The following is a 20,368-nucleotide window of genomic DNA, read 5'->3' as shown; positions in this document are numbered from 1 at the left end:
AAGACGCAGCAGAAATTGCTGCCATAAAAAGGATAGAATAGATTTAAAAGTTAGCAAACCGCCGAGAATAAGATATTATTCCCGGCAGAAAACTATTTTTTAGGGATATATTTTAATTGATCTTAATCAATCAATTACTGCTCCTTTAATCCGCGATTAAGCAACATCGGTTCAATGCTCGGCGCTTTACCGCGCCAGGTTTCATACAGTTTTTCCAGATCTTCGCTGTTGCCGCGCGACAGCACCATATCACGGAAGCGCTGGCCGTTTTCCGCCGTCAGGCCGCCGTGCTCGCTGAACCACTGGAAAGCGTCGTCCGCCAGCATTTCGGTCCACAGATAGGCGTAGTAGCCGGCGGCATAGCCGTTGCCCCAGATATGCTGGAAGTAGCTGGAACGGTAGCGCGGCGGTACATAGCTGAGATCGATGTTATCTTTCTGCAGCGACTGCGCCTCAAACTTGTCGACGTCCTGCTGCGGCCGATCGGCGCTCAGCATATGCCAGTGCATATCCAGCAGCGCCGCCGACAGCAGTTCGGTCATGTCGTAGCCTTTGTTGAACTTGTCGGCCTTGTTGATCTTGTCGACCAGTTCCTGCGGCATCGCCTCGCCGCTCTGATAATGCTTGGCGAAGTGGGCAAAAACTTTCGGATCGCGCGCCCAGTGCTCGTTAAACTGCGACGGGAACTCGACGAAGTCGCGCGCGGTATTGGTGCCGGACAGGCTCGGGTACTCCTGATCGGCAAAGATGCCGTGCAGCGCATGACCAAACTCATGGAACATGGTGATCACATCGTCATACGACAGCAGCGCCGGCTGGCCGGGCGCCGGTTTGGTGAAGTTGGCGACGTTGTAAATCACCGGTTTGGTGCCGTTAAGCTTCGACTGCTCGACGAAGTTGCTCATCCAGGCGCCGCCGCCCTTGTTATCGCGCTTAAAGTAGTCGGTATAGAACAGCGCCAGCGATTTGCCGTCCTTATCAAACACCTCATACACCCGCACGTCCGGCTGGTACACCGGAATATCCTTACGCTGTTTAAAGGTGATGCCGTACAGCAGGTTAGCCGCGTAGAACACGCCGTTATTCAGCACGTTATTCAGCTCAAAGTAAGGTTTGATCTGTGATTCATCCAGGTCGTACTTCGCCTTGCGCACTTGCTCGGCGTAGTATTGCCAGTCCCAGGCCGCCAGTTTAAAGCCGCCTTTTTGCTGGTCGATCACCGCCTGAATATCCTTCGCCTCGCGCTGCGCACGCGCGGTCGCCGCCGGCACGATATCGCGCATAAAGCTCAGCGCCGCCTTCGGCGTTTTCGCCATCTGATTTTGCAATTTCCACGAGGCGTAATCCGGGAAGCCTAACAGTTTGGCCTGCTCGGCGCGGATCTTCGCCAGCCGGGCGATGGTCTGGCGGGTATCGTTGCCGTCGCCCTTCTCGGCGCGCGTCCATGAGGCGTCAAACAGCGCCTTGCGCGTGTCGCGATCCTTCAGGGTCTGCAGATCCGGCTGCTGGGTGGTGTTCTGCAGCACCAGCAGCCACTGTTTATCCAGCTTGCGTTCGCTGGCCGCCTGGGCCGCTGCCGCCAGTTCGCCGGCGGACAGGCCGTCCAGTTTGCTCTTGTCGCTGATGGCCAGCGCGCCGTTCTTCGCCGCCGCCAGCAGCTTATTGGTGAACTGGGTGCTGAGCGTCGCCGCTTCCTGGTTCAGCGCCTTCAGCTTGGTTTTGTCGGCGTCCGACAGGTTGGCGCCGGCCAGCTCAAAGCTTTGGTAAGCCACTTCCAGCAGACGACGGGATTCCGCATCCAGCTTCAGCGAGTCACGCTGCGCATACACCGCCTTAATCCGCGCAAACAGCTTGCTGTTGAGCATAATGGCGTCGTCCATCGCCGCCAGCTTCGGTGACACCTCTTCATCCAGTTTCTGCAGGGCGTCGCTGGTATTGGCGGAGGTCATGGCGCCGAATACGCTCATCACCCGGGTCAGCAGCGCGCCGGTTTTTTCCAGCGCCACCAGGGTATTGTCAAAATCCGCCTTGGCCGGGTTATTGGCGATCTTGTCCACTTCCGCCAGTTTCTGTTTGATGCCCTCATCAATCGCCGGCGCGTAGTCGCTCTCTTTAATCTGATCGAACGGCGGCGCCTGATACGGCAGACGGCTTTGGTAGAAGAACGGGTTGTCGCTTTTTTGGTTCTCGTGCTGATTGGCTTCGCCGGTCACCGTCGCCTCCTTCGCCTGGCCGCTGGGCAGCGCCGCATGTTCGGAGGGGGTTTTGCTCTCCTCGGCCTGCGCCTGCGTGCCCAATGCCATGCTCATCGCTAACACTAAAGTGGATAAACGCATCAATTCAAACTCCTCCATGTAGGGTGCGGGGAATCACGCTTCCCCAATGCCATCCCAAGCTTAGGCGCAGTTGTCAGATTCAGCAAAAACAACTGATTAGCGCCGCGTCTCTTGCCCGCCGGCGTAATGGGCGATCACTTCACCGGCAACGGCGACGGCGATTTCCGCCGGCAGTTTGCCCTTCACGTCCGCCAGCCCCAGCGGGCAGCGCATCCGCGCCAGCGCCGTCGGTGCTACACCGCGCAAACCGAGCTGATACTCGAAACGCTTCCGCTTGGTCAATGAACCGATCAGCCCGAAATAGGCGGCGTCGTTACGTTTAAGAATACGCTCCGCCAGCGCCAGATCGATACCATGATCGTGGGTCATCACAATATAGAGGCAACCCGGCGGCAAGTCATCGACCGCTTCCGGCAGATCCTCGCACAGCTGCGGCAAAATATTGGCGGCCACCTGCGGCGGAAACTGTTCTACCCGGCTGTCGAACCAGCGCACCTGCAGCGGCAGCGTCGCCAGGATCTGCGCCAGCGCGCGTCCCACATGGCCGGCGCCGAACAGCGCTACCTGCGGCCGTGCCGCGTTCTGCGGCTCAAACAGCACGCGGACGTGGCCGCCGCAGCACTGCCCCAGCCGCGCCGCCAGCGGAAAGCTCTCCAGCCGCAGTGCCGTCTCGCCCTGCTGCAGCATGGCGCGGGCAATTTCCAGCGCCTGAAACTCCAGGTGCCCGCCGCCGATGGTGTCCAGCGCCTGCCCGGCGGTCACCAGCATCTTCGCGCCGCGGTTGCGCGGCGTGGAGCCGTGCTCATCAATCACGGTGACCAGCACGCAGGGTTCGCCGCGCTGCCGCAGGGCGGCCAAGGCATCAATCCAGTGCGCCATCTTCACCCTCCCGTAGACTTTTGGTGACACTGTCACCTGAAAGCATCTGCTGTACGCCCCACAGCACCCGCTCCGGCGTAGCCGGCGCGTCAATATCCGGCTGACGCCGGTAATCGCTCAGGCTGGCGACCGCGTCCTTAATCGCGCACCAGACCGAAATCGCCAGCATAAACGGCGGCTCGCCCACCGCTTTGGAGCGGAATACCGTCTGCTGCGGGTTGCGGCGGTTTTCCAGCAGCGACACCCGCAGATCGGCCGGCACATCACCTATTGCCGGGATCTTGTAGCTGGCCGGACCGTTGGTCAGCAGCCGACCCTGTTCATCCCATACCAGCTCCTCGCAGGTCAGCCAGCCCATGCCCTGCACAAATCCCCCTTCGATTTGCCCGATATCAATGGCCGGATTGAGCGAGTCGCCGACGTCATGCAGGATATCAGCGCGCAGCAGCTGATACTCGCCGGTCAGGGTGTCGATCAATACTTCGGAACAGGCCGCGCCATAGGCGAAGTAATAGAAGGGATTTCCGGCGCCGGCCTCGCGATCGTAGAAAATCTTCGGCGTGCGGTAATAGCCGGTGCTGGACAGCGAAATCTGGTTCAGGTAGGCCTGCTGGACGACCTGTTCAAAACTGAAGTAGCGCTCGCCGACCCGCACCTGGCCGTTGCTGAACGCCACCTGCCGCGCCGGCACCTGGTGCTGTTTGACCAGCATGTCGATCAGCCGCTGTTTAATGGTCAGCGCGGCGTTTTCCGCCGCTTTGCCGTTCAGATCGGTGCCGGACGACGCCGCCGTCGGCGAGGTGTTCGGCACTTTACCGGTATCGGTGGCGGTGATCTGAATCCGCGCAATATCCACCTGGAACACTTCGGCCACAACCTGCGCCACCTTGGTGTTCAGACCCTGACCCATCTCCGTGCCGCCGTGATTAAGCTGCATGCTGCCGTCGGTATAGATCAGCAGCAGCGCCCCGGCCTGATTGAGGAAGCTGGCGGTAAATGAAATGCCGAATTTCACCGGCGTCAGCGCCAGCCCCTTTTTCAGCAGCGGGCTGCGCGCATTGAACGCCCGCACCGCCGCGCGGCGCGCCCGGTAGTCGGCGCTGTGTTCCAGCCGCCGGGTAATCTCCGCCAGCAGGTTCTGGCCGACCGGCTGCTGATAATGGGTCACATTGCGCGTTTTCTGCCGGTAGTAGTTGGTTTTCCGCACCGCCAGCGGATCCAGCGCCAGGTGGCGGGCAATAACGTCCATAATGTTCTCGATCGCCATCATGCCCTGCGGGCCGCCGAAGCCGCGATAGGCGGTATTCGACGCGGTATGGGTCTGGCAGCGGTGGCCGGTTATCACCACATCCTGCAGGAAATAGGCGTTATCGGCGTGGAACATCGCCCGATCGACGATCGAACCGGACAGGTCGAGCGAATAGCCGCAGTTGCCCGCCAGGTCGATGTTGATACCGCTCAACAGGCCACTGTCGTCAAACCCCACGTCGTAGTGAATGTAGAACGGGTGACGTTTGCCGGTGATCATCATGTCGTCACGGCGGTTAAGGCGCATCTTCGCCGGCCGGCCGGTCAGGTGCGCCGCCAGTGCGCACAGGCACGCCGGCCCGGCGGCCTGCGTCTCTTTACCGCCGAAGCCGCCGCCCATCCGCCGGGTGTCGACCGTTACTTTATGCAGCGGCAGCGCCAGCACCGAGGCCACCAGTTTCTGCACCTCACTCGGGTTCTGGGTAGAGGAAGAGACCCGCATACTGCCGTCCTCGCCGGGCACCACCGCAGAAATCTGGGTTTCCAGATAGAAATGCTCCTGGCCGCCGATGCGCAGCTCGCCCTGCAGCCGGTGTGGCGCACGCGCCAACGCCGCCTCCGCGTCGCCGCGACGGTGGCGATGGCTCTCCTCGACCAGCCAGCCGTTGCGGTATGACTGTTCAACGTCCAGGCGCGCCGGCAGATCCTGATAGTCGATGACGATCGCCTGCGCCGCGCGCCAGGCGGTTTCCTCATCTTCCGCCGCCACTACCGCCACCACCTGGCCGACATACTCGACCCGATCTTTGGCCATCAGCGGATCGCCTGCGGTCAGCGCGGCGATATCCAGCTCTCCCGGTACGTCCTGCCAGGTCATCACCCGCACCACGCCGGGAAACTGCGCGCAGGCGGCGCAGTCCAGCGCCTCAATCTTCGCATGTGCACGCTCGCTCAGCCGTGCAGCCAGATGCAGCTGCCGCGGATACTCCAGCTGGTCATCAATGTATTGCGCCTCGCCGCTGACGTGCTTATCGGCACTCTCGTGCTTCTGGCTACGTCCGACGCCGCCGCGCAGCGGCTGGCCAAACTGTGCGGCCAGCTCGGCCTGGCTGCGTTCTGGTTGGGGTCGCTTACTCATGGCTGGTTACCTCAATAACGGTGGCCGGCGCGCTCAGCGCGATGAAATAGCGGCGCAGCAAATTTTGCGCCACCAACATGCGGTAGGCGCCGCTGGCGCGAAAGTCGCTGAGCGGGGTGAAATCCTGCGTCAGCGCCTGTGCCGCCCGCTCCACGCTGGCGTGCTCCCAACGCGCGCCAAGCAGCGCCTGCTCGCAGGCGACCGCCCGTTTCGCCGTGGCGGCCATGCCGCCGAAGGCGATGCGCGTAGAGCGCACCCTGCCGTCTTCAATCTGCAGGTTAAACGCGCCGCACACTGCGGAAATATCATCCTCCAACCGTTTGGAGACTTTCCAGATGCGGAAATCCGCCGGGATCGACGCCGGCAGCTGGATGCTTTCGATAAATTCCCCCGGCTGCAGCGCCGTCTGCCGGTAGGCGAGAAAGAAGGCGTCCAGCGGCAGTTCACGCCGCTGGGCACCGCAGCGCAGCGTCAGTACCGCATCCAGCGCCAGCAACAGCGGCGCGCCGTCGCCGATCGGGGAGGCATTGGCGATATTGCCCCCCAGCGTGCCCTGATTGCGGATTTGCTGCGATGCAAAACGCTGCAGCAGCGCCCCCAGCGCCGGATGCTCCTGCCCCAGCGCGCGGTAAAGTTCGCTCAGCGTCACGCCGGCACCAATGCGTAACTGCGCGCCCCGTTCAATCTGCCGCAGTTCGGCAAGCTGGCCGATGGCGATGGTCAGCGGCAGATCCTGGTGGCGTTGCGTCACTTCCAGCGCCAGATCGGTGCCGCCGGCCAGTAATTTCGCCTGCGGATGCTGCACATACCATTGCGCCAGCTGATCCAGCGTTTGCGGCATCAGGCAGCGTTTGCCGTCGCCGGTCGACTCGTCTGCGGCGGGGATCTGGCGCAGGCGCGCCAGCGTCTCCGCCTGTCGGGCGTCGAACTGATCCGGCGTTTTTGCCGTACACGCCTGCTGCGCCGCCGCGACGATCGGCCGATAGCCGGTACAGCGGCACAGGTTGCCCGCCAGCGCCTGCAAAGCCTGCTCACGCTGATAGCCGTCGCTGTTCTTTTGCAGGCAAAACAGCGACATCACAAATCCCGGCGTGCAAAAGCCGCACTGTGAGCCATGGCAGTCCACCATCGCCTGCTGCACCGCATGCAGCCGCCCCTGATGGCGCAGATCCTCAACGGTCAGCAGCTGTTTGCCATGCAGCGCGCTGACAAACGTCAGGCAGGCGTTGACGCTGCGGTAGCGCAGCCGCTCGCCGTCGGCCTCTGCCAGCACCACGGTGCAGGCGCCGCAGTCGCCGGAGGCGCAGCCCTCTTTGCTGCCGCAGCGGCGCAGATGGCGGCGCAGATACTGCAATACCGTGGTATTAGGATCGAGCCGTTCGCTTTTCAGCGTATCGTTCAGCAGAAACTGGATCATGCCGCCTCCTGCCGCTGCGGCGCCTGAAACACTACTTTGCCGTCTACATAGGTGCGATACACGTTGCGGTCATCACCGAGCGTCATCAGCATAAACAGCACTTCATCCAGCGTGCGGCTGTTGGCGTAGCGCAGCTGTTGCAGCGGCGAGACCGCCGGATCGAGCACCACAAAATCCGCCTCTTTACCGACGTCAAAGTTGCCGATATGGCTGTCCAGCGCCAACGCGCGCGCGCCGCCCAGCGTGGCGTGATAGAAGGCTTCGCCGGCTGCCAGTTTGTAATCCTGTAACTGCGCCACTTTGTAGGCTTCCCCCAGCGTCTGCAGCATATTAAAGGTGGTGCCGGCCCCGACGTCGCTGCCGATGCCCAGCCGGACCTTCCGCCGCCAGGCCTGCTGCAGCTTAAACAGCCCGCTGCCGAGAAACAGGTTGGAGGTCGGGCAAAAGGCGATCGATGAGCGGGTATCGCACAGGCACTGCCATTCGGCGTCTTCCAGATGCAGGCAGTGGGCGAAGACGCTTTTCTCACCGGTCAGCCCGTATTGATGGTAAACGTCCAGATAGTTGCGCTGCTGCGGAAACAGTTCTTTCACCCAGGCCACTTCATCACGATTTTCGCTCAGGTGGGTATGCAGCCAGACGTCGGGAAACTCTTGCCGCAGGCGCTGCACCTGCGCCAGCAGCTGCGGGGAGCTGGTGGGCGCAAAGCGCGGCGTCAGGGCATAGCCCAGCCGCTGTTTACCGTGCCAGCGGCGGATCAGCGCCCGCGTTTGCTGATAACTTTGCGCCGGCGTCTCCAGCAGCGCCTCCGGCGCGTGGCGGTCCATCATCACTTTGCCGGCAATCAGCCGCATATTGAACGCAGCTGCCTGTGTGAACAGCGCGTCGACCGACTGCGGATGCACGGTGGCGAACACCAACGCGGTGGTGGTGCCGTTGCTCAACAGCTGCTGCAGGAAAAATGCAGAGATATTCTCAGCATGCTCCGCGTCGCAAAAGCGCCCTTCGACCGGAAAGGTGTAGCGCTGCAGCCAGCCCAGCAGCTGGTCGCCGTAGGCGCCGATCATTTCAGTTTGCGGATAGTGAATGTGGCAGTCGACAAAGCCCGGCACCACCAGTTTATCGCGGTAGTCCGTCACCGCCGTGCCGGCCGGCAGCAGCGCTGCGCCCTGTTGCCACTCGCCGAACCAGGCGATGCGCCCCTGATTCAGCAGCAGCAGACCGTCCGGCAGGTGCCGCAGTTGGGCGCCGAGTTGCTCCGGCTGTTCCACGCAGGCGGCAATATCGAAAAAATTGCCACGAATGGCGTGGGTAAATGACATGCTCATAATGCTGTTCCTATTTTTCTGGCGCGCATAGCGCAACCGGCGGCGATAAATATTTCACCGGTTAATGCATGGCGCATTTATCATCAATTACAGGCGATAAATTAAAGATAGCAATCGCCATGCCAGCATGCCGGAAATAGAATAAAAACATTTAAAACAATGAATTAGTTAATTTTTCATTTTATGTAAAATTGCAGGCTAAATATCCCTCGCACAGGCAAACGGTTGCGGCCAAATAGCAACCGTTTGCCTTTATTAATGCGATATTGCGCTGCACCATTGTTGCGCAACGATTATTTTTGCCGCCCAGCCAATGGCTATGCGCATTAGCCTTTAGCCAATGCGTTAGCATTTCTGTTCAGTTAAGCCACATGTTCCCGGCGCTGCACCATCAGCATGCAGACAGCGGCAACCCCGCTCACGCCCGCAGCGGCAGGCCGGCTTGCCATGCGATCCTCAACCATCCGGCATTCACATTTACGGTAATTCTCAAAAGATGCCTTCACTTTATTAACCACTTTTTAACAATGGCGCATTGCGCTATGCTCACCCTCTTGTCTGTACCAATATCTACGCCACTGGGTTGTCGTTATGCCGGAAAATCGCCGCTGTTTTACTCTGGACGCTCTGTTATGAGTGTTTTTTCACGCGTCGGCGCGCTGCCGCTGCTGGTGGCGGGCGCATTTTTTATGGAGAACCTCGACGGTACGGTGATTGTCACCGCGCTGCCGCAGATGGCGGCCGCGTTCGGCGTGCAGCCGGTGGACATGAATATCGGCGTTGTTGCCTACATCCTGACGCTGACGGTATTTATCCCCGCCAGCGGCTGGATCGCCAACCGTTTTGGCGCGCGCCGCGTATTCTCGGCGGCGATCGTTATCTTTACGCTGGCCTCGGTGCTGTGCGCGCTGAGCGCGGATCTGGTCACCTTTACCGCCGCCCGTATTCTGCAGGGTTTCGGCGGTGCGCTGATGGTGCCGGTGGGCCGGCTGGCGGTGCTGCGCAACACCGATAAAAGCGGTTTGATTAAAGCCATCGCCACCATTACCTGGCCTGGACTGGTGGCGCCGATCCTCGGGCCGCCGGTCGGCGGCTTCATCACCACCTATGCCTCATGGCACTGGATTTTTATTCTCAACCTGCCGCTGGGGCTGCTGGCGCTGCCGCTGGCGTGGCGGCTGATCCCGGATGAGGCGCAGCAGGAGCGCGCACCGTTTGACGGCATCGGCTTTGTGCTGACCGGCGTTGCCTGCTTCGGCCTGATGTTCGGTCTGGATTTAATCAACCATCCGCAGCTCTCCTGGCTGGTGCCGCTGTTGTGCATCGCCGCCAGCCTGGCGGTCGGCGCGCTGGCGGTGCGCCACGCCAAACGGCATGCCGCCCCGCTGATCAACCTGTGGGCGATGCGGGTCAAAAGTTACGCGGTCACTATCTGGGGCGGCACGTTGTTCCGGCTGGCCATCGGCGCGGTGCCCTTTCTTCTGCCGCTGCTGTTCCAGATCGGTTTCGGCCTGAGCGCCTTTGAAGCCGGGCTGCTGGTGCTGGCGGTGTTTGCCGGCAACCTGGCGATGAAACCCTTTACCTCCGCCATTTTGTACCGCTTCAATTTCCGCACCACGCTGATGGTCAACGGCCTGCTCAATGCCGCCGCCATTTTCGGCTGCGCGCTGCTGACGCCGGAGACGCCATTCTGGCTGATTATCGCCCTGCTGTTCGTCAGCGGCCTGACGCGCTCCATGCAGTTCACCGCGCTCAATACGCTGGCGTTTTCCGAAGTGCCGCAAAGCAAAATGAACGACGCCAATACGCTGTTCAACGTCGCCCAGCAGATGGGCAGCGGGCTGGGTATCGCGATAGGTGCGCTGGTTCTGCGGCTGGCGGAGATTTGGTTCCCGCCGGCGGGCGATGCGATCCCGCTGGCCAACTTCCAACTGGCGTTTGTGGTGATCGGCGGTATTGCGCTGCTGTCGGTGGTCGACAGCTTCGGCCTGACCGCCGAAGCCGGCAATGAAATCCGCCGGCAAACGCCGCCTATCTCAGCGCCGGAGAGCGGAAAACGCGGTTAACCGCACGCTTTGTGCCCTTTTATCCGTCAGCGGATAAAAAGGGCTCGCATCGGCTGACAATCCACGTAATATCGACGATCCGCCCGGCGCCAGCCCGGCGGATATTTTGCCATTCGGGCCTGAAAAGCGAGGTAAGAATAATGATTTACAGTGACCTTTCTCAGTGCCGCGTAAACAGCGAACGGCTGTTGCTGACCCCTTTTAGCGCAGCCGACGCCGATGAGGTTTACCAGGCGATTACACCGACCCTGACCCGCTTTATGAGTTTTGAGCCGGAACCCTCCGCCGAGGCGTTTGCCGAGGTCTGGCAGGGCTGGCTGCCGTTGATGCGTGAAGGGGAAGAGATCTTTTTTGTCGTCCGCCGACGCGAAGATAAACAGTTTGTCGGTATAGGCGGCGTACGCAATCTGCGCTCGCCGACGCCGGAGCTGGGGCTGTGGGTAAAAGAGGACCAGCACCATCAGGGCTACGGCCGCGAACTGCTGCAGGCGATTGCCCGCTGGGCCGGCGAGCGTTACCGGCCGCACTACTTTATCTATCCGGTCGCGGAGCAGAACATCCCCAGCCGCCGGCTGGCCGAGGCGCTGGGCGGTGAGCTGAACGGCCGTCGGGAGAATATCAAATTCGACTGTCTGGTTTACCATATCCCGCCGTTCAGCGAATAATCTCCGCTGATTGCACTCCTCGGCAGCACGCAACGGCAAATCCGCGCCGTACCGACATCTTCCTTTGCCGCCGTGGCGCGGAATATGCTAATCATAGATGCAGACATGGGTAAAAACAGTTGAGGAACAGAGGGATGATTATTTTTGTTACCGGCGCCACCGCCGGTTTTGGCGAGGCGATTGCACGTAAGTTTGTTCAGCAGGGCCACCAGGTGATTGCCGCCGGCCGCCGTATCGATCGCCTGGAGAGCCTGAAGGATGAGCTGGGCGACGCCCTGCATACCGTGCAACTCGACGTGCGCAACCGCGCCGCCATTCATCAGGCCATCGCCGCCCTGCCGGCGCAGTGGCGTCAGGTGGACGTGCTGGTGAATAACGCCGGGCTGGCGCTGGGGCTGGAGCCGGCGCACAAGGCCAACGCCGATGACTGGGAAACCATGATCGACACCAACGCCAAAGGGCTGGTCAATATGACCCGTGAGCTGCTGCCGGCCATGGTGGAACGCAACGTCGGCCATGTGATCAATATCGGCTCTGTCGCCGCCAACTGGCCATACGCCGGCGGCAACGTTTACGGCGCCACCAAGGCGTTCGTCAAGCAGTTCAGCCTCGGCCTGCGCGCCGACCTGCAGGGCACGCGCCTGCGCGTGACCGATATTGAACCTGGCCTGGTGGGCGGCACCGAGTTTTCCAACGTGCGCTTTAAAGGCGACGACGACAAGGTGGACCGCACCTATCAGGGCGCCAACGCCCTGACGCCGCAGGATATCGCCGAGTCGGTGTATTGGGTGGCAACGCTGCCGTCGCACGTGAATATCAATACGCTGGAAATCATGCCGGTCAGCCAGTCCTTCGCCGGACTGAGCGTCCACCGCGACGCCTGACCCTCACGCGGCAGACGCTGTCTGCCGCCGTTTCTCAGGCCGCACGCCAACCGGCCACGATAATCAGCATTCCCGCCAGCGCCACCCCGGCGCCCAGCCAGTCGAACGCCGTCAGTTTTACCCCATCCACCACCCGCAGCCACAGCAGCGCGGTCGCCACGTATACGCCGCCGTAGGCCGCATAGACCCGGCCGCTGGCCGCCGGATGCAGCGTCAGCAGCCAGACAAACGCCATCAGACTCAGCGCCGCCGGCAGCAACAGCCAGGCGCTCGCCCCCTTTTTCAGCCACAAATACGGCAGGAAACAGCCGACAATCTCCGCCAGCGCGGTGGCGAAAAAGAGCAAGGTGGTTTTTAGCATGACGTGCAGAGCTCTCTAAAAGGTAAACGAAAAGCGCGCCTGGCTGGTGTCCGGCAAGTGCGCAGTGTTATTATTAACCAAACGCTCATCGAGCGCGTGTCAGGAGCCGGATCGCCGCAGCCGCGGCGCGTCCGGCGTCGCAACACTAACTCATAAGGATAACCAGATGAAATCACTTTTCTCCCAACGACTGCTGCGCAGGATGCTGCCGGTCGCGGCATTGGCGCTATCTGGCGCCTGGCAACTGCCGGCGCTGGCCGCCAGCTGCACCCAGGGCAGCACCTGCGTTACCGTTGACGGCAACGGCGGCACCGCCATGTCCAATGAAAACGCGCGCCAGAGCAAGGAGCAGTGGAACGACACCCGCAACCTGCGCCACAAGGTCAATACCCGCGTGGAGAAAGACTTCGATAAGCTGGACAGAGCGGCGGACGATGAAGATCGCTGTAACGACAGCCTGAACGTCAACGCCTATTGGGAGCCGTCAACGCTGAAATGTCTTGACCGCACCACCGGCCGTCGGATTAATCCTTAAACCGCCTGCAGCCGCTGCTTAGGCGTTAATTTTCACATCGGCAACTGCTATCCTGATAAAGGAAATTCATTCTCAACCAAGGACAGAATGATGAAAAAAGCGCTGATACTGAGTGCACTGTTATTGGCCACGGCGCCGCTGGCGGCCTTTGCCTCATGCGAAAGCGTGAAGGCGGAAATTTCGCAAAAAATTATCGCCAACGGCGTACCGGAATCCGGTTTCAAACTGGACATCGTACCTAACGATCAGGCCGAACAGGCCGGCGGCCAGGTTGTCGGCCATTGCGAAAACGACACACAGAAAATTGTCTACACCCGTCTCGCCAACGGCGATGACGGCAGCGATGCTGCGGCCACCGGCACCAGCCAGGATGCCAACGCACCGCAATAACCGTTCACGGGCGCAGCACGCTGCGCCCGCTTCCTTTCAGACCCGCTCCGCCTCGCCTTCTTCGCTCTGCGGCCGCTGATGCGCCGGCACCAGCAGCGCGGCACCCAACGCGCACAGCGACACCAGCGCCGAAACCAGAAATACCCAGTGCAATGACAGCGCCACCTGATGGCTCAACGCCCCCAGCGTTTCCGCATCCAGCGCCGCACGCCGCGCCGGATCCATCAGCTGCTGTACCGGATCGGCGGTCTGCGGCAAACGCAGCTGCAGGTTGATATTCAGCGTCGCGCCGAGAATCGCGGTGCCGATCGCCGAGCCCATCATGCGGGTAAACACCGTACAGGCGGTGGCGATGCCGCGGATGCTGTGATGCGCGGCGTTTTGCACCGACACCAGAAAAGTGGTGTTGCACAGCCCCATGCCGGCGCCGACCATAAAGGCCGCCACCCGCCCCCACAGCAGACCGCCGTCCGGCTGTAACAGCAGTAAAATCGCCCCGCCGGCGACCAGCAGCCCGGCCCCCAGCAGCGCCGTGGTGCGGTAAGAGGTCAGCAGCATCAACCGGCCGCTGAAGGTGCTGGCCAGCGGCCAGCCTATCGACATCAGGGCCAGCGTGGTGCCGGCCTGCAGCGGCGTACCGCCCATCGCGCCCTGAATAAAGGTGGGCAGAAATGCGCTGATGCCCATCATCGCCGCGCCGATCGCCAGGCCGCCGACGTTGCCGGCGACGATCACCCGGCTGCGCCACAGCGCCAGCGGGAACAGCGGCTCCGGCGCGCGGCGCTCCTGACTAATCAGCAGCCACAGCGACAGCGCCGCCAGCAGCAGCATCGGCACGATCCCTATCCCCAGCGTATCCGCCTGCAGCAGCGCCAGCAGCAGGCTGGCGACGAACAGCGTCATCCAGGCGGTGCCCGCCCAGTCCAGCGCGTGGTTGCGCACCCGCTCGCCGGACGGCAGGTAGCGCCCCAGCAGCGCCATCGCCAGCAGGCCGATCGGCAGATTGACCCAGAACACCAGCGCCCACGGCAGATGTTCGACGATAAACGCCCCCAGCAGCGGGCCGATAATGGCGGAAAACCCCCACACGCTGGACAGATAGCCCATCACTTTCGGCCGTTCGTCCGGCCCGTAGACGTCACCGATAATGGTGGTGGCGATCGGCATTACCGCCCCGGCGCCCAGCCCTTGCAGCAGACGGAAACCAATCAGCCAGTACATATTCGGCGAGAAGCCGCACAGGATAGACCCCAGCAGAAACAGCGCGGCGCCGAAGAAAAAGACCCGCTTGCGGCCATAGAGATCCGCCAGCCGGCCATAAATAGGAATGGTAATCGCCTGGGTGAGCAAATAGACCGCAAACACCCAGCCAAGCAGCGAAAAACCGCCCAAATCGGCGATGATGGTCGGCATGGCGGTCGCCACAATGGTGGCTTCAATGGCCGACATAAACATCGCCAGCATACAGGCGATCAGAATCAGCGGCCGGTGCGCCACCCTGGTGGCAAAAAGGTCATTAGTCATTATTCAACCAGTAAATCCGCAAATGTGAGGCAATAAGAATCAAGTATATCAGCGCAGCTCGACAAGCCGCCGGCTCGCTGTCCGCTCTGCGATCTCGGTAGTTTAAAAAGGCATCAATTGAACATTTTGTGACAGCGTAACGAAAAGCCGGGTAATTTTTTTCATTACCGCCTACGGCTAGCTGCCATGCGGGCTAAGGTAAAAAAATTGTTAAATTCAATCGCCTGATTTCGCTGGCAAAACTTGTCAAGCAAAACAACAGGATGTTATACCTTGATTCAGCCGGACGCAGCACGATCCGGCAGCTTTCGTAATCGTTAAAATCATTATTAACAATTGATTTTAAAGCCTTATTGGGACAGCACTCTGCGTAATGCATGGACGAGGCCGCCTTCTGCCCAATAACACCATTTTTAATGCGATACGCCCGTTTGGCCCCCACCGGCAACTGTGGGTCGCCATCGCGCGTCACTGCGCCCTATAACCGGCGTTACGCACTACGGAGGACGCACCACATGACTACCTCAGCGCACCAACGGCGCTTTGTTCTCGGCGGCCTGCTGCTGCTGGCCGTGATCGCCCTGCTGATTTACGGCATCGGCTGGGAGACGATAAAAGCGCGGCAGGTCGACCTGATTTATCTCGGCGAACAGCATATGTTCCTGGTGTTCTGCTCCATGCTGCTGGCGCTGCTGGTCGGCATTCCCAGCGGTATCCTGCTCAGCCGCCCCTTCGCCCGTCGCTGGGCCGAATACGTCATGCAAATCTTCAACGTCGGCAACACCCTGCCGCCGCTGGCGGTGCTGGCACTGGCGATGGTGATCGTCGGCATCGGCGACAAGCCGGCGGTGGTGGCGCTGTTTCTGGCGTCGCTGCTGCCCATCGTACGCAACACCTATTCCGGGCTGATTTCCGTACCGGCGCCGCTGCTGGAAGCGGCCAACGGCATCGGCATGACCGCAACCCAGCGCCTGCGCCAGGTCGAACTGCCCAACGCGCTGCCGGTGATTATGGCCGGCGTGCGCATTGCGATGGCGATTAACGTCGGCACCGCGCCGCTGGCCTTCCTGATCGGCGCCAGCAGCTACGGCGAACTGATCTTCCCGGGCATCTATCTCAACGATTTCCCGACCCTGATTCTGGGCGCCGCCGCCACCGCGCTGATTGCGCTGCTGCTCGATCTGGCGCTGGCCGGACTGGGCCGCTGGCTCAGCCCGCACACCGCATCCTGAGGAGAACACCATGACCCCTTGGCTGAAACAAGGTAAAGCGGCGCTGCTCAGCGCGCTGCTGCTGTTTACCAGCGTCAGTTGGGCCGCCCCGCTGACGCTGGCCAGCAAGAACTTTACCGAACAGCGTATTTTGTCGGAAATCACGGTGCAGTATCTGCGCACGCAGGGATTCCAGGTGGAGCCGAAAACCAACCTGGCCACGGTGATCACCCGCAATGCGATGATCAATAAGCAGATCGATATGACCTGGGAATACACCGGCACCTCGCTGATTATCTTTAACCACATTAAGCAGCGCATGACGCCGCAGCAAACCTACGACACGGTGAAAAAACTCGACGCCAAACTCGGCCTGGTGTGGCTGCAGCCGGCGGATATGAACAACACCTACGCCTTCGCCATGCAGCGCAAACGCGCCGAAAAGGAAAATATCCGCACCATGTCGCAACTGGTGGCCAAAATCGAGCAGGTGCGCCGGGACGACCCCGATAATAACTGGCTGCTCGGACTGGACCTGGAGTTTGCCGGGCGTTCCGACGGCCTGAAGCCGCTGCAGAAGCTGTACAACATGCCGCTCGATCGCCCGCAGATTCGTCAGATGGATCCGGGGCTGGTGTATAACGCCATCCGCGACGGCTTTGTCGACGCCGGCCTGATCTACACCACCGACGGCCGGGTGCAGGGCTTCGACCTGCAGGTGCTGGACGATGATAAAGGCTACTTCCCCAGCTATGCGGTCACGCCGGTGGTGCGCGCCGACGTGCTGAAAAACACGCCGGGGCTGGAAAAAGCGCTCAATACCCTGTCGAAGCAGCTGACCAACCCGGTGATCACCCGCCTGAACGCCAAAGTCGATATCGATTATCAGACGCCGCAGCAGGTCGCCCGCGACTTCCTGAAGCAACAGGGCCTGATTTAAGGAGAGATGATGCAAACCTTAATCTATGCATGGCAGAACTGGGGCTACATCGCCGGTCTGACGCTGGAACATATGATGCTGGTCGGGCTGGCCGTCGGCCTGGCCATTCTGATTGGCGTCCCGCTCGGCGTGCTGATCGTGCGCCATAAATGGCTGGCGACGCCCATTCTCAGCCTGGCCACCATCGTGCTGACCATTCCGTCCATTGCGCTGTTCGGCCTGATGATTCCGCTGTTTTCGCTGATCGGTCACGGCATCGGCTACCTGCCGGCGGTCACCGCGGTGTTCCTCTACTCGCTGCTGCCGATCGTGCGCAATACCCATACCGCGCTGGACAATCTGCCCGGCGGCCTGCGTGAAGCCGGCCAGGGTATCGGCATGACCTTCTGGCAGCGGCTGCGCTGGGTCGAAATTCCGGTGGCGCTGCCGGTAATTTTCGGCGGCATCCGCACCGCCGTGGTGATGAATATCGGCGTGATGGCGATTGCCGCCGTCATCGGCGCCGGCGGCCTCGGCCTGCTGCTGCTTAACGGCATCAGCGGCAGCGACATCCGCCAACTGATTACCGGCGCCGTCATGATCAGCCTGCTGGCGATCGTGCTTGACTGGCTGCTGCACCGCTTACAAATTGCCCTCACGCCCAAGGGGATCCGCTAATGATTAAATTAGAAAACCTGACCAAACAGTTCGTACAGAAGAACGGCAAAGCGTTCAACGCCGTCGATAACGTCAACCTGGAAGTGCCCGCCGGCGAAATCTGCGTATTGCTCGGCCCGTCCGGCTGCGGCAAAACCACCACGCTGAAAATGATTAACCACCTGATTATGCCGACCAGCGGCAAAATCCTGATTAACGGCGAGGATACCGCCGGCCTGGACACCGTCACCCTGCGGCGCAATATCGGCTACGTGATCCAGCAAATCGGCCTGTTCCCCAATATGACCATCGAGGAGAACATCACCGTGGTGCCGCGCATGCTGGGCTGGGACAAACAGCGCTGCCGCGCGCGCGCCGAAGAGCTGATGAGCATGGTGGCGCTGGATCCGAAGCGTTTTCTCAGCCGCTATCCGAAAGAGATGTCCGGCGGCCAACAGCAGCGTATCGGCGTGATCCGCGCGCTGGCCGCCGATCCGCCGGTGCTGCTGATGGATGAACCGTTCGGCGCCGTCGACCCGATTAACCGCGAGACTATCCAGAATGAGTTTCTCGATATGCAGCGCCAACTGAAGAAAACCGTGATGCTGGTCAGCCACGATATTGATGAGGCACTTAAACTGGGCGACCGCATCGCCGTGTTCCGTCAGGGCAAAATCGTGCAGAACGCCAGCGCGGACGAGCTGCTGGCGCGCCCGGCCAATGAGTTCGTCGCCTCATTTGTCGGCCAGGACCGTACGTTGAAGCGCCTGCTGCTGGTGCAGGCCGGCGACGTCACCGACCAGCAGCCCACCGTCACGGTGCGTAAATCCACCTCGCTGGCCGACGCCTTCGCCCTGATGGATGACAACGATGCACGTTCGGTGACGGTGGTGGACGACGACGGTAAGCCGCTGGGCTACGTCAAACGCCGTGAGGCGCGCGGCGCACAGGGCGTCTGCGCCGACGCCATTCACCACTTCCGCGTGCACGGCAAAGCCGAGGAAAACCTGCGGGTGGTGCTGTCGAAGCTGTATGAGCACAACACCTCATGGATGCCGATCGTCGATGAAGACGGTCGCTACAGCGGGGAGATTTCGCAAGATTATATCGCTGACTATCTGAGCTCCGGGCGCACCCGCAGGGCCTTGAATCCTCAGTAAATTCTGAAATTTGGCGGCCCCGGCCGCCGTTTCTCTGAACCATAGCCAAAACCTATTCCAGCGATAGCCCATAACTCTATAATTGCTTGATATCAATCAAGTATCATCCGCGCCCGTCCTCCGACAATCCATACTGCCGTTTTTTTCGCCATCCCGTTGGATGGCGCGGTAATCACTGTAAGCAAACTCAATGGAGCGAGAGCAAGATGAAAAAAATTATTTTGGGGTGTGCGATCCTGGCGATCGCGGGGTATCTGGGCATCGTCGGTTATATCTATCATTACGATCAGCAGCGCCAGCCCGCGACTGCCGATAATGACATCAACGCTATTTTCACCAAGCACGGCTGTGATTACTGCCATACCCAATCCGCCGAACTGCCCTTCTACGCCAGCCTGCCGGTGGCCAAGCAGCTGATGCAGTACGATATCAAAACCGGTTCGCAACATTTCGACCTGAACCCGACCCTGAAGGCGCTGAACCAGGACGGCGCGGTGCCGGAAGTGGATCTGGCGAAAATGGAAGCGGTGCTGCAAAGCGGTGAAATGCCGCCGATGCGCTATAAAGCGGTGCACTGGTCCGGCGAACTGGGTGACGCCGACCGGCAGACCCTGCTGAACTGGATCCGCACCCAGCGTGAACGCTTCTATACCCGTCCGGGTACGCCGGAAGCGCTGCGCGGTCAGGCGCTGCAGCCGCTGCCTGACTCGCTGCCGACCGACGCACAAAAAGTGGCGCTGGGCTTCCGCCTGTTCCACGATCCGCGGCTGTCCGCCGATAACAGCATCTCCTGCGCCCATTGCCACCAACTGGGCGCCGGCGGCGTGGACGGCCGCGTCACCTCACTGGGGGTCAACGACCAGCACGGACCGATCAACGCGCCGACGGTGTTTAACGCCGCGCTAAACTTTTCACAGTTCTGGGACGGCCGCGCCGCGGATCTGCAGCAGCAGGCCGGCGGACCGCCGCTCAACCCGGTTGAAATGGCCTCCACCTCCTGGGATCAGATTATCGGCAAGCTGGAGCAGGACGCGCGACTGAAGGCGGATTTCCAGCGCGTTTACGCCGACGGTTTCTCCGGCGATAACATTACCGACGCCATCGCCGAGTTTGAAAAAACCCTGCTGACGCCGGACAGCCCGTTCGATCGCTATCTGAAAGGCGACGAAAGCGCGCTGACCGCCCAGCAAAAGCGCGGCTATCAGCTGTTCCGCGACAACAAATGCGGCACCTGCCATACCGGCGAAAACCTCGGCGGCCAGTCATATGAAGTGATGGGGCTGAAAGCCGACTACTTCGCCGACCGCGGTAATCTGACCGAGGCCGACAATGGTCGTTACAACGTCACCAAAAATGAAGCAGACCGTCACCGCTTCAAAACGCCGACCCTGCGCAACGTCGCGCTGACCGCCCCGTATTTCCACGACGGCAGCGTCGCCAGCCTGCACCAGGCGGTGAAGGATATGCTGAAGTATCAGGTCGGCGTCACGCTGCCTGACGGCGACGTCGACGACCTGGTCGCGCTGCTGGACGGCATGACCGGCAAATACCAGCCCTCCTCCCCGCCGGCGAACTAAGCCAGAATGTCGCCTCACCAGCGGATCTGCAAAGATTCGCTGGTTTTCCCACCGCCAGACAAGCACAATGCCT

At 60.9% G+C, this 20,368-nt stretch carries 17 protein-coding genes; 10 read left to right on the top strand and 7 right to left on the bottom strand.

The features are described from left to right. Nucleotides 1-134 precede the first annotated feature (134 nt). From dcp to guaD, 5 genes are all read right to left on the bottom strand, one after another. Entirely contained in the window at nucleotides 135-2,336 is a 2,202-nt protein-coding gene (gene dcp, locus FO014_RS21400; protein ID WP_160030984.1) for a peptidyl-dipeptidase Dcp, read from the bottom strand. Nucleotides 2,337-2,432: 96 nt separating this feature from the next. Beyond that, nucleotides 2,433-3,215, bottom strand: coding sequence for a xanthine dehydrogenase accessory protein XdhC (gene xdhC, locus FO014_RS21395; RefSeq protein WP_160030983.1), 783 nt, complete (start codon nucleotides 3,213-3,215; stop codon nucleotides 2,433-2,435). After that, complete coding sequence (gene xdhB / locus FO014_RS21390; RefSeq protein ID WP_160030982.1) at nucleotides 3,199-5,601, bottom strand: xanthine dehydrogenase molybdopterin binding subunit; 2,403 nt, start codon at nucleotides 5,599-5,601, stop codon at nucleotides 3,199-3,201. The genes xdhC and xdhB overlap by 17 nt, the downstream gene beginning before the upstream one ends. Then, complete coding sequence (gene xdhA / locus FO014_RS21385) at nucleotides 5,594-7,018, bottom strand: xanthine dehydrogenase small subunit (RefSeq protein WP_160030981.1); 1,425 nt, start codon at nucleotides 7,016-7,018, stop codon at nucleotides 5,594-5,596. The genes xdhB and xdhA overlap by 8 nt, the downstream gene beginning before the upstream one ends. Continuing rightward, complete coding sequence (gene guaD, locus FO014_RS21380) at nucleotides 7,015-8,346, bottom strand: guanine deaminase (protein WP_160030980.1); 1,332 nt, start codon at nucleotides 8,344-8,346, stop codon at nucleotides 7,015-7,017. Before guaD ends, xdhA begins: the two co-directional genes overlap by 4 nt. 632 nt (nucleotides 8,347-8,978) lie before the next feature. Between guaD and FO014_RS21375 the strand changes: the two genes are divergently transcribed. The 3 genes from FO014_RS21375 (at nucleotide 8,979) to ydfG (ending at nucleotide 11,961) form a co-directional block, all read left to right on the top strand. Beyond that, on the top strand, nucleotides 8,979-10,412 hold the full coding sequence (locus tag FO014_RS21375) for an MFS transporter (protein ID WP_160030979.1): 1,434 nt from the start codon (nucleotides 8,979-8,981) through the stop codon (nucleotides 10,410-10,412). Nucleotides 10,413-10,552: 140 nt separating this feature from the next. Then, nucleotides 10,553-11,077 (top strand): GNAT family N-acetyltransferase, encoded by a 525-nt coding sequence (locus tag FO014_RS21370; protein WP_160030978.1) that lies wholly within the window; start codon nucleotides 10,553-10,555, stop codon nucleotides 11,075-11,077. A 134-nt stretch (nucleotides 11,078-11,211) separates the two neighbouring features. Continuing rightward, nucleotides 11,212-11,961 carry a bifunctional NADP-dependent 3-hydroxy acid dehydrogenase/3-hydroxypropionate dehydrogenase YdfG gene (ydfG, locus tag FO014_RS21365; protein ID WP_160030977.1) on the top strand — a complete coding sequence of 250 codons (750 nt, stop codon included), beginning with the start codon at nucleotides 11,212-11,214 and terminating at the stop codon, nucleotides 11,959-11,961. Nucleotides 11,962-11,995: 34 nt separating this feature from the next. Here the strand turns inward: ydfG and FO014_RS21360 are convergent, their stop codons facing one another. Then, entirely contained in the window at nucleotides 11,996-12,322 is a 327-nt protein-coding gene (locus FO014_RS21360) for a YnfA family protein (RefSeq protein WP_160030976.1), read from the bottom strand. Between the two features lie 166 nt (nucleotides 12,323-12,488). On the opposite strand from FO014_RS21360, the gene FO014_RS21355 reads away from it, so the two are divergent. Together FO014_RS21355 and FO014_RS21350 are read left to right on the top strand one after the other, a co-directional pair. Continuing rightward, nucleotides 12,489-12,857 carry a DUF1283 family protein gene (locus FO014_RS21355; RefSeq protein WP_105231260.1) on the top strand — a complete coding sequence of 123 codons (369 nt, stop codon included), beginning with the start codon at nucleotides 12,489-12,491 and terminating at the stop codon, nucleotides 12,855-12,857. A gap of 90 nt (nucleotides 12,858-12,947) precedes the next feature. Next, nucleotides 12,948-13,247, top strand: a complete 300-nt coding sequence (locus tag FO014_RS21350) for a DUF1161 domain-containing protein (RefSeq protein ID WP_105233362.1) — start codon at nucleotides 12,948-12,950, stop codon at nucleotides 13,245-13,247. 36 nt (nucleotides 13,248-13,283) lie between these two features. Here the strand turns inward: FO014_RS21350 and FO014_RS21345 are convergent, their stop codons facing one another. Continuing rightward, nucleotides 13,284-14,771: an MDR family MFS transporter gene (locus FO014_RS21345; protein ID WP_160030975.1), complete on the bottom strand. Its 1,488-nt coding sequence runs from the start codon at nucleotides 14,769-14,771 to the stop codon at nucleotides 13,284-13,286. A gap of 515 nt (nucleotides 14,772-15,286) precedes the next feature. On the opposite strand from FO014_RS21345, the gene FO014_RS21340 reads away from it, so the two are divergent. From FO014_RS21340 to FO014_RS21320, 5 genes are all read left to right on the top strand, one after another. Continuing rightward, nucleotides 15,287-16,003, top strand: coding sequence for an ABC transporter permease (locus FO014_RS21340; RefSeq protein ID WP_160030974.1), 717 nt, complete (start codon nucleotides 15,287-15,289; stop codon nucleotides 16,001-16,003). Nucleotides 16,004-16,013: 10 nt separating this feature from the next. Continuing rightward, entirely contained in the window at nucleotides 16,014-16,922 is a 909-nt protein-coding gene (locus FO014_RS21335) for a glycine betaine ABC transporter substrate-binding protein (RefSeq protein WP_105231263.1), read from the top strand. Nucleotides 16,923-16,931: 9 nt separating this feature from the next. After that, nucleotides 16,932-17,579, top strand: a complete 648-nt coding sequence (osmW, locus tag FO014_RS21330; protein ID WP_105231264.1) for an osmoprotectant ABC transporter permease OsmW — start codon at nucleotides 16,932-16,934, stop codon at nucleotides 17,577-17,579. Further along, on the top strand, nucleotides 17,579-18,718 hold the full coding sequence (gene osmV, locus FO014_RS21325; RefSeq protein WP_105231265.1) for an osmoprotectant ABC transporter ATP-binding protein OsmV: 1,140 nt from the start codon (nucleotides 17,579-17,581) through the stop codon (nucleotides 18,716-18,718). The genes osmW and osmV overlap by 1 nt, the downstream gene beginning before the upstream one ends. A gap of 206 nt (nucleotides 18,719-18,924) precedes the next feature. Next, nucleotides 18,925-20,295, top strand: coding sequence for a cytochrome c peroxidase (locus FO014_RS21320; RefSeq protein ID WP_160030973.1), 1,371 nt, complete (start codon nucleotides 18,925-18,927; stop codon nucleotides 20,293-20,295). Nucleotides 20,296-20,368 lie beyond the last annotated feature (73 nt).

It is taken from the genome of Serratia rhizosphaerae, from assembly GCF_009817885.1.
In the GTDB taxonomy this organism is placed as follows: domain Bacteria; phylum Pseudomonadota; class Gammaproteobacteria; order Enterobacterales; family Enterobacteriaceae; genus Serratia_B; species Serratia_B rhizosphaerae.
This window is presented reverse-complemented; position numbering and strand designations above follow the sequence as displayed.